This window comes from Streptomyces sp. NPDC056347 (genome assembly GCF_042262625.1).
Classification (GTDB): Bacteria; Actinomycetota; Actinomycetes; order Streptomycetales; family Streptomycetaceae; genus Streptomyces.
In genome coordinates this window covers 1-9,763 of record NZ_JBHJQP010000080.1, presented here as the reverse complement: position 1 = coordinate 9,763, position 9,763 = coordinate 1, and the positions used below count along the sequence as shown (strand labels likewise).

Sequence of the window (9,763 nt, the reverse complement as noted above, 5' to 3'; positions counted from 1 at the left end):
TCGCGTGCCCGGCACCGCCCGGCACCGCCGAATTGCCCGCGTGCTGCCGCTTCCGTCGCCGGGCGGGGCACGGTACCGCGCATAGCGTGAAGCCATCCGCAGGCCCCAGCTCCCGGCGACAGAAAGTCAAGGAAATGGTTGATCATTCCGGCTGGCGTGTCGGGGTAGCTTCGGCCCCCGTCCACCACGGCGAGATCCTGCAAGGAGTGTTTCCCGGCGACGGCGGGCTCACCCGAGGGCTCGTCACTCTTCCCTGCACCATCCATGAGACCCGCGCGACGTTCATCCCCGCACCCGGCGCCGAGGTCACCGTCACGCCGTCGTGGAAGGGCAAGGCCCGGCGCGCCGCCGAACTCGCGGTCCGCGCCGTGACCCCGCCGGGCGAGGAGCCGGCCGGGGGACACCTGGACCTCAGCGGGGACGTACCGCTGTGCCGGGGCTTCGGCTCCTCCACCAGCGACGTGCTGGCGGCGATCTGGGCCGTGAAGGACGCCTTCGTCAGCCCGCTGCCGGCGCAGGAGGTCGCCCGCATCGCCGTACGGGCGGAGACCGCGTCCGACTCCCTGATGTTCGAGGAGTCCACCGTCCTGTTCGCCCAGCGGGAAGGCACGGTGATCGAGGACTTCGGCTACCGGATGCCCGCCCTGAGGGTCCTGGGCTTCGGCTCCCGCCCCGAGAACGGCGGACGCGGCGTGGACACCCTGGCCTTCTCCCCGGCCCGCTACGGGCAGGACGAGATCGACCTCTTCACCCGGCTGCAGGCGATGCTCAGGGAAGCCATCCAGATGAAGGACGTGGCCCTGCTGGGCTCGGTGGCCACGACCAGCACGGAGATCAACCAGCGCCATCTGCCGATCCCGGACCTCGACCGCATCCGGGACATCGCGCGGACCACCGGAGCCGTCGGCGTACAGGCGGCGCACAGCGGGGACATCGCGGGCCTCCTCTTCGACCGGGACGACCCCGAGGTCGAGGCGCGGACCGAACTGGCCCAGGACCTCCTCCAAGAGCTCGGAATCCACGAGCAGTGGAACTACACAACGGGTGACTGACATGACGACGACCACTCTGCCCAAGGCTCACTCCTCGATCGTCGAGGCGACGGAGCTGCCACGCATCATCAAGGTGACCGACAACCTCTACGCCGCGGCCTTCAGCCTGATGAAGCTGCTGCCCGCCCGCTACATCCTCGACCGGGCCGAGGCGGCCGGACTCATCTCCCCGGGCACCCGCATCATCGAGACCTCCTCGGGCACCTTCGCCCTGGGCCTGGCCATGGTCTGCCGGCTGCGCGGCTACCCGCTGACCATCGTCGGCGACTCCGCGATCGACCGGGACCTGCGCACCCGGCTCGAAATGCTCGGCACGACCGTGGAGATCGTCGAGCACACCGGCCAGGCGGGCGGCATCCAGGGCGCCCGGCTCGCCCGCGTCGCCGAACTGCGCCGTCAGCACCCGGACGCCTTCGTACCCGGCCAGTACGACAACCCCGACAACCCGGGCGCCTACGGCATCGTCGCCGACCTGATCGGTGAAACCGTCGGCACCGTCGACTGCCTGGTCGGCCCCGTCGGTTCGGGCGGCTCGACCGGCGGCCTCGGCGCCGCACTGCGGCAGAACGGCCCGGCCCTCCACCTGGTCGGCGTGGACACCCCCGGCAGCATCATCTTCGGCAGCCCCGACGGCCCCCGCACGCTCCGCGGACTCGGCAGCAGCATCCACCCGGGCAACGTCAAGCACGCCGCCTACGACGAGGTCCACTGGGTCACCGCGCCCGAGGCCTTCCACGCCACCCACGAGCTCTACCGCGCGCACGGCCTGTTCATGGGCCCCACCAGCGGGGCCTCCTTCCAGGTGGCGTCCTGGTGGGCCGAGCACAACCCGGACAGCACCGTCGTCATGGTCCTGCCCGACGAGGGCTACCGCTACCAGTCCACCGTCTACAACGAGACCTGGCTGCGCGAGCAGGACATCGTCCCCGCCCCCGCCGCCGACGGCCCGGCCACCGTCGAGCACCCCCTGGACGCCCCCGCCGCCTGGTCCCGGCTGCTGTGGGCCCGCCGCGGTTTCGACGACGTGGTGATGCCGGTGGTCGAGTCATGAGCGAGCGCCTGCTGCTCCTGGTGGAGAGCAACACCACCGGCACCGGACGGCTGTTCGCCCGGCGCGCCGCCGAACTCGGCACGGTGCCCGTACTGCTCTGCGCCGACCCGGGCCGCTACCCGTACGCCGCCGAGGACGGGCTGCGGACCGTCGTCGTCGACACCTCCGACGAGACCGCGCTGCTCGGGGCCGTCCGCACCCTGGAGGACGGCGCCACCATCGCGGGCGTCCTCACCAGCTCCGAGTACTACGTCCCGGCCGCCGCCGCCCTCGCCTACCGGCTCGGACTGCCCGGACCCTCCGCCGACGCCGTACGGGCCTGCCGCGACAAGGCCGAACAGCGCCGGACACTCACCGCGGCGGGCATCGGCTCACCGGGCTTCGCGGCCGTCACCGAGGCCGCCGACGCGGTCGCCGCCGCCCGCGCCATCGGACTGCCCGTCGTCGTCAAACCCGTACAGGGCTCCGGGAGCCTCGGCGTACGCCACTGCACGGACCTGACCGAGGTCGCCGAACACGCCGCGGCCCTGCTGGCCACCACCGTCAACGAACGGGGCATCGCCGCCCCCACCCGCATCCTCGTCGAGGAGTACCTGACCGGGCCGGAGTTCTCCGTCGAGGTCTTCGGCACCGAAGCCGTCGTCACCGTCGCCAAACACGTCGGCGCGCTGCCCTCCTTCGTCGAGACCGGCCACGACGTGCCCGCCGCACTCCCCGGGGAACAGGAGATCGCCCTGCGCGAGACCGCCGTACGCGCCGTACGGGCGCTCGGACTCGGCTGGGGGGCCGCCCACGTCGAACTGCGCCTCACCGGACCCCGGACCGCCGCCGTCATCGAGGTCAACCCCAGGCTGGCCGGCGGCATGATCCCCGAACTGGTCCGCCGGGCCTGCGGGATCGACCTGGTCCGAGCCCAGGTGCTCGCCGCGCTCGGCACCGCACCCGAACTGGAACGCGGCGGCTACGCCCGTGCCTCGATCCGCTTCCTCACCGCCGGGCAGGACGGCATCCTCGCCCCGGCCGCCGAACTCGCCGCAGCCGTGGAACGGGCCCGCACAGTCCCGGGCACCGTCGAAGCGGTCCTGTACCGCGCCCCCGGCGAACCCGTCGGCCCCGCCGAGGACTTCCGCGGCCGGGTCGGCCATGCCATCGCCGTCGCCGACCGCTCGGTACGGGCCGCCGAGGCCGCCGACCGATCCGTCGGCCTGCTCGGCGAGGCCCTCACCTACGCCGGACTGCACACCCAGGAGGCACTCGCATGACCACGGCGACCGCGCGGGGCATCGACACCGGCCGGCTCAAGGCCGCCCTCGACGCCGAGGCGCACCGCATCGTCTACGACCAGTACCTCCCGCAGGCCACGGACGGGCTCGGCGAGGAACTCCGCTGCATCAGCGAGGTCGACCGCGCCCACCTGATCATGCTCACCGAGCGCGGAATCGTGGACACCGGCCGGGCCGCCGCCCTGCTGAGCACCATCGGCGAACTGCGCGAACAGGACTTCGCACCCGTCCGCGCCCTTCCGATGCCGCGCGGCGTCTACCTGGCGTACGAAGGCCACCTCATCGAACGGCTCGGCGACCTGACCGGCGGCATCCTGCACACCGGCCGCTCGCGCAACGACCTCAACGCCACCACCACCCGGCTCAAGGCCCGCGGCCCCTATCTCGCCCTGCTGGACGCGGTCGACCGGCTGGCCGGAGTGCTCCTGGCCAAGGCCGAGGAGTACCGCGACGTGGTCATGCCCGCCTACACCCACGGCCAGCCGGCCGTCCCGATCAGCTACGGCCACTACCTCGCCGGGATCGCCGCCGCCGTCCTGCGGGCGTACGAATCGCTGCTGGACGCCGGACGGCAGATCGACGTCAACCCGCTGGGCGCCGGGGCGATCGGCGGCACCTCCGTCCCCATCGACCCCCGGCGCACCGCCGAACTGCTCGGCTTCGACTCCGCGGCGCCCAACTCCGTCGACGCGGTGGCCTCCCGGGACTTCGTCCTGGACCTGCTGTCCGCCTCCGCCGCCCTCGGGGTCGCGCTGGCCCGCGCCGGACGCGACCTGAGCACCTGGACCTCCGAGGAGTTCGGGCTGCTGAGAGTGGGCGACACCCTCGTGGGCTCCAGCTCGATGATGCCGCAGAAACGCAACCCGTTCCTGCTCGAACACATCCAGGGCCGGTCCTCGGCCGCCCTCGGCGCCTTCGTCGCCGCGGCGACCGCGATGACCACCGGCGGCTACACCAACGCGATCGCCGTCGGCACCGAGGCCGTCCGGCACCTGTGGCCCGGACTGCGCGGCACCACCGAGGCGGTGACCCTGCTGAGCCTGGTCGTGGCGGGCACCGAACCGGAGCGCGACCGGATGGAGCGGCGGGCCGTGGACGGCTTCACCTCGGCCACGTACCTGGCCGAACGGCTCGTCCTGGACGGAACCCCGTTCCGGGCCGCGCACCACCAGGTCGGCGAGACCGTCCTCGACGCCCTGGAGACCGGCCGCCCGCTGGCGAACGCGGCACGGTTCGCCGCCGTCGAGGACGGCGGACTGGCCCCCGACCGGGTGATGGCGGCCTGTGCCCACGGCGGCGGACCCGGCTCCACCGCCGACGGCATCCACACGCTCACCGCCCGGCGGGACACCCTGCGGGCCACGACGGACGCCCGGCGCGCCCGCTGGAGCGACGGCGCCGGACTCCTCTCGCGAGCCGTGGCCGAGGCGGTGACGTCATGCCGGCCGGTGTGACCGAGCGCCCCGTGGACCACGCCGACGAGCACCCCCCGAACAGCGGACTGCGCGGACACCGCGACTTCAGGCTGCTGTGGACCGGCGAGACCACCAACCGCGTCGGCATCAACATCACCGCCGTCGCCATGCCCCTGGTGGCGGTGGTCACGCTCGACGCGAGCACCTTCGAGGTGAGCGTGCTGGCCGCCGCCCCCTGGCTGCCCTGGCTGCTGATCGGCCTGCCCGCCGGGGCCTGGGTGGACCGGATGCGACGCCGCCCGATCATGCTGATCTGCAACGTGGTCCCGCTGGTGCTCCTGGCCAGCGTGCCGGTGGCGGGCCGGCTCGGCGTCCTGACGATGACCCAGCTCCTGGCCGTGGCCCTGGTCAACGGGTTCGCCGCGGTGTTCTTCGGGATCTCGTACAAGGTCTACCTGCCCTCCATCGTCGGCCCCGAGGACCTCCAGGAGGCCAACGCCAAGCTCCAGGGCAGCGAATCGGTGGCCCAGGTCGCCGGGCTCGGCGGCGGCGGCCTGCTCGCCCAGCTCTTCGGCGCCGCCTCCGGACTCCTCGTCAACTCGGCGACCTTCCTGGTCTCCGCGCTGTGCCTGCTGGGCATCCGCCGCAAGGAACCCGTCCCCGAACGCCCGGCGGAACACCGGGCCCTGCGCCAGGACATCAAGGAGGGCGTGCGATACGCCTTCAAGGACCCCTACCTGCGCGTCCTCACCCTGTACGGCACCGCCACCAACCTGCTGCTGACCGCCGAGGCGGCGATCATCCCGGTCTTCATCATCCGCGAACTCCGGGTGCCGGAAGGCGCCACCGGGTGGCTCCTCGCGTCGAGCAGCATCGGCGGCATCCTCGGGGCCACCATGTCCCAGCGCCTGATCGCCCGGTTCGGCTCGGCCCGCGGCCTGCTCGTCGCCACGATCGCCAGCGCCCCGTTCGCCCTGCTCATCCCGATGACGGGAAGGGACTGGACGCTGTCCGCACTGGTCGTCGGGAGCGCGGTCCTCTCGCTCGGCGTCGTCCTCGCCAACGTGATCCAGGGAGCATTTCGACAGCGCTACTGTCCGCCCCAGCTGCTCGGCCGCGTCTCGGCCAGCGTCTCGGTCGCGAACTTCGGCGCCATCCCCTTCGGATCCCTGCTCGGCGGGGCTCTCGGCACCGCCCTCGGCCTGCGGCCCACCCTGTGGCTGCTGACCGCGGGACTCGCCCTGACCCCGCTGCTCCTGCTGATCGGGCCGCTGCGCCGACGGCGCGACCTGCCGGTCGCCCCGGCGACGCCGTGACGCCCGACTCGCCTGTCACTCTCGTAAGAACAGGAGAGACCCCGTGGAACAGACACTGCCGAGAGTCGTCCGCGAGCTGCCACCCCCCGGCTCGCTCGACCTCTGGCTCCTGAGGGTCTCGGATGTCCCCCGCGGCATCCTGGACGAACAGGTACTCGACGCGACCGAGCGTCAGCGTGCCGCCACCCTCATGCACGCCGCCGACCGCACCCGGTTCACGGCCGCGCATGTCGCCCTCCGCCGGCTGCTCGGCTCGTACCTGAGCCTGCGCCCCGAGGACGTCCACCTCGGCCGGGACACCTGTCCCTGCTGCGGCGGACCGCACGGCAGGCCCACCGTGCTCGACGCCGACGACCGGCTGTTCTTCTCGCTGTCCCACCGCGGCGACCTCGCCGTGGTCGGGACCGCGGCGGCCCCCATCGGCGTCGATGTGGAACTGGTGCCGGACCTCGAGGGCACCGCCGACCTCGCCGCGATGCTGCACGTGGACGAACAGGCCGAACTGGCGGCGCTCGCCCCGGCCGCCCGGCCCCGGGCACTGGCCCGGCTGTGGACCCGCAAGGAGGCCTACCTCAAGGGCCTCGGCACGGGCCTCGGCCGGGACCCGGCCCTCGACTACGTCGGCTCGGGACGCCCCGAAGGACCGTACCCGCCGTCGGGCTGGACCCTGGTCGACGTCCCGGTGGACCGGGGGTACGCGGCGGCCGTGGCGGTCCGCGGCGAACTCACCGTGGACGGCCTCCTGGTCCGCAGGCTCGCCGGAATCGACGTCGTACGCCACACCTGCGACGCCCCGGAGACGTCGAGAATCCCGCCCTGACCGCCACCACGTCCGCCGGGTGCACCGTCGCGGTGATCACCCGGCGGCGGACCCGCACCACCCGGCCGCTCCCGCCGCGGCTGCCGATCACCGCACCGTGCTCGCCCACACCCCTACGGACTCCTGGAACTGACGATGTCAAACGCTGTGAAGCAGGCCCCCGCGGCCCTCCTCCCGCACGCGCGACCCCGAACCGCGGAGCAGCCGGACACCGGCGCCGAGCACGTGACGGGCGCCCAGTCCCTCATCCGGTCGCTCGAAGAGGCCGGCGTGGACACCGTGTTCGGCATTCCCGGCGGAGCGATTCTCCCGGCGTACGACCCGATGATGGACTCCACCCGGGTCCGTCATGTGCTGGTCCGTCACGAGCAGGGTGCCGGGCACGCGGCCACCGGTTACGCCCAGGCCACCGGCAAGGTCGGCGTCTGCATGGCCACCTCCGGCCCCGGCGCCACCAACCTGGTCACCCCGATCGCCGACGCGTACATGGACTCCGTCCCGCTGGTCGCGATCACCGGCCAGGTCTCCTCGAAGTCGATCGGCACGGACGCCTTCCAGGAAGCGGACATCGTCGGCATCACCATGCCGGTCACCAAGCACAACTTCCTGGTCACCAACGCGGACGACATCCCGAGAACCGTCGCCGAGGCCTTCCGGATCGCCGCCACCGGCCGCCCCGGCCCGGTGCTCATCGACATCACCAAGGACGCCCTCCAGGCGAGCACCACCTTCAGCTGGCCCACCGCCACCGAACTGCCCGGCTACCGCCCGGTCACCAAACCGCACGCCAAGCAGATCCGCGAGGCCGCCCGGCTCATCGGCACGTCGAGCCGCCCGGTCCTCTACGTCGGCGGCGGGGTGCTCAAGGCGCGGGCCACGGCCGAACTGCGCGCCCTCGCCGAACTGACCGGAGCCCCCGTGGTCACCACGCTGATGGCCCTGGGCGCCTTCCCCGGCAGCCACCCCCAGCACGTGGGCATGCCCGGCATGCACGGCGACGTCGCGGCGGTCGCCGCGCTCCAGAAGGCCGACCTGATCGTGGCCCTCGGAGCCCGCTTCGACGACCGGGTCACCGGCAGGCTGGACAGCTTCGCCCCGTACGCCAAGGTCGTCCACGCCGACATCGACCCGGCGGAGATCTCCAAGAACCGCCTCGCCGACGTCCCCATCGTCGGCGACGCCCGCGAGGTCCTGGGCGCCCTCACCGACGCCGTGCGGGCCGAACGCGAGGAGGGCCGCGTCGCCGACTGCACCGCCTGGTGGCGGGAGCTGGACCACTGGCGGTCCACGTACCCGCGCGGCTACGACCTCCCCGCCGACCCCGCGCTGCTCTCCCCGCAGCAGGTCATCGAGCGGATCGGGCTCCTCGCCCCGGCGGGAACCCTGTTCGCCTCCGGTGTGGGCCAGCACCAGATGTGGGCGGCGCAGTTCCTCCCGCACGAGGAGCCGGGCACCTGGTTCAACTCGGGCGGTGCCGGGACGATGGGGTACGCGGTCCCCGCCGCGATGGGTGCCAAGGCCGGCATGCCCGGGCGTACGGTCTGGGCGATCGACGGCGACGGCTGCTTCCAGATGACCAACCAGGAACTCACCACCTGCGCGCTCAACAACATCCCGATCAAGATCGCGGTCATCAACAACGGCGCCCTCGGGATGGTCCGCCAGTGGCAGAACCTCTTCTACGGAGCACGGTTCTCCAACACCGTGCTGCACGACGGCACCACCAACGCCGACACCGGCTCGGCCCGGGGCGTGGGCTCCGCGACCAACCGGGGCACCCGGGTCCCGGACTTCGTACAGCTCTCCGAGGCGATGGGCTGTGTGGGCCTGCGCTGCGAGAGCCCCCTGGAACTCGACGCGATCATCGACAAGGCCAACGCGATCAACGACCGCCCCGTCGTCGTGGACTTCATCGTCCACCAGGACGCGATGGTGTGGCCGATGGTCCCGGCCGGTACCTCCAACGACAACATCATGGCCGCACGTGACGTACGCCCCGACTTCGGCGACTTCGCGGACGACTGAGAGGACCCTCCGACATGTCCCAGCACACGCTCTCCGTCCTGGTCGAGGACACCCCCGGCATCCTCGCCCGGGTGGCCGCCCTGTTCTCGCGCCGCGGCTTCAACATCGACTCGCTCGCGGTCGGCACCACCGAGCACCCCGAACTCTCCAGGATCACCGTCGTCGTCCGCGTCGATCACCAACTGGCCCTGGAACAGGTGACCAAGCAGCTCAACAAGCTGGTCAACGTCCTGAAGATCGTCGAGCTCGAGGCGGACGCCGCCGTCCAGCGCGAACTGGTCCTGGTGAAGGTGAGCGCCGGAAACGGCACCCGGGCCCAGGTCATCCAGATCGGCGAACTCTTCCGGGCCAGAACCGTCGACGTCTCGCCCGACGCCGTCACCCTCGAAGCGACCGGCTCCGCCGAAAAGCTCGACGCGATGCTCCGGATGCTCGCGGGCTTCGGCATCAAGGAACTCGTCCAGTCCGGCGCCATCGCGATCGGCCGCGGCTCCCGGGCGCTGGCCGACCGCTCCGTCCTCGAGCCCCGCCCGATCCGACTGACCCCCACGACCGCCCCGGTCACCGCCGAGGCGCAGAGCGCCTGACAACCGCACGGCCCCGTCCGCACACCCTCACGTTCACGTTCCAGGAATCAAGGAGAACCACCATGTCCGCCGAGCTGTTCTACGACGACGACGCCGATCTGTCCATCATCCAGGGCCGTAAGGTCGCGGTCATCGGTTACGGGAGCCAGGGGCACGCGCACGCGTTGTCGCTGCGTGACTCGGGTGTCGACGTCCGGGTCGGTCTGCACGAGGG

The 9,763-nt window shown here is 72.2% G+C and carries 8 protein-coding genes and 1 pseudogene; all 9 read left to right on the top strand.

Annotation, left to right across the window (positions count from 1 at the left end; all coding sequences use genetic code 11):
* The first annotated feature begins 134 nt into the window (after positions 1-134).
* Complete coding sequence (locus tag ACFCV8_RS19705) at positions 135-1,052, top strand: kinase (protein ID WP_376686653.1); 918 nt, start codon at positions 135-137, stop codon at positions 1,050-1,052.
* 1 nt (position 1,053) lies between these two features.
* A complete protein-coding gene (locus ACFCV8_RS19700; RefSeq protein WP_376686652.1) occupies positions 1,054-2,103 on the top strand; it encodes a PLP-dependent cysteine synthase family protein in 1,050 nt (349 codons plus the stop codon).
* On the top strand, positions 2,100-3,365 hold the full coding sequence (locus ACFCV8_RS19695; protein WP_376686651.1) for an ATP-grasp domain-containing protein: 1,266 nt from the start codon (positions 2,100-2,102) through the stop codon (positions 3,363-3,365). The genes ACFCV8_RS19700 and ACFCV8_RS19695 overlap by 4 nt, the downstream gene beginning before the upstream one ends.
* Positions 3,362-4,840 (top strand): argininosuccinate lyase, encoded by a 1,479-nt coding sequence (gene argH, locus ACFCV8_RS19690; protein ID WP_376686650.1) that lies wholly within the window; start codon positions 3,362-3,364, stop codon positions 4,838-4,840. The genes ACFCV8_RS19695 and argH overlap by 4 nt, the downstream gene beginning before the upstream one ends.
* Positions 4,837-6,117 (top strand): MFS transporter, encoded by a 1,281-nt coding sequence (locus tag ACFCV8_RS19685; RefSeq protein ID WP_376686649.1) that lies wholly within the window; start codon positions 4,837-4,839, stop codon positions 6,115-6,117. The genes argH and ACFCV8_RS19685 overlap by 4 nt, the downstream gene beginning before the upstream one ends.
* Positions 6,118-6,160: 43 nt before the next feature.
* Positions 6,161-6,937, top strand: a complete 777-nt coding sequence (locus ACFCV8_RS19680; RefSeq protein WP_376686648.1) for a 4'-phosphopantetheinyl transferase family protein — start codon at positions 6,161-6,163, stop codon at positions 6,935-6,937.
* Between the two features lie 135 nt (positions 6,938-7,072).
* Positions 7,073-8,962 (top strand): acetolactate synthase large subunit, encoded by a 1,890-nt coding sequence (locus tag ACFCV8_RS19675; RefSeq protein WP_376686647.1) that lies wholly within the window; start codon positions 7,073-7,075, stop codon positions 8,960-8,962.
* Between the two features lie 14 nt (positions 8,963-8,976).
* Positions 8,977-9,549, top strand: a complete 573-nt coding sequence (gene ilvN / locus ACFCV8_RS19670; RefSeq protein ID WP_376686646.1) for an acetolactate synthase small subunit — start codon at positions 8,977-8,979, stop codon at positions 9,547-9,549.
* A 62-nt stretch (positions 9,550-9,611) separates the two neighbouring features.
* A pseudogene (locus ACFCV8_RS19665) lies at positions 9,612-9,763 on the top strand (ketol-acid reductoisomerase); the annotation flags it as partial.

What these genes read in the sequence shown, in the direction of transcription:
- ACFCV8_RS19695 (WP_376686651.1), top strand. Translation starts at nt 2,100, where the DNA reads ATGAGCGAGCGCCTGCTGCTCCTGGTGGAGAGCAACACCACCGGCACC.
- ACFCV8_RS19705 (WP_376686653.1), top strand. Translation starts at nt 135, where the DNA reads ATGGTTGATCATTCCGGCTGGCGTGTCGGGGTAGCTTCGGCCCCCGTC.
- ilvN (WP_376686646.1), top strand. Translation starts at nt 8,977, where the DNA reads ATGTCCCAGCACACGCTCTCCGTCCTGGTCGAGGACACCCCCGGCATC.
- argH (WP_376686650.1), top strand. Translation starts at nt 3,362, where the DNA reads ATGACCACGGCGACCGCGCGGGGCATCGACACCGGCCGGCTCAAGGCC.
- ACFCV8_RS19700 (WP_376686652.1), top strand. Translation starts at nt 1,054, where the DNA reads ATGACGACGACCACTCTGCCCAAGGCTCACTCCTCGATCGTCGAGGCG.
- ACFCV8_RS19675 (WP_376686647.1), top strand. Translation starts at nt 7,073, where the DNA reads ATGTCAAACGCTGTGAAGCAGGCCCCCGCGGCCCTCCTCCCGCACGCG.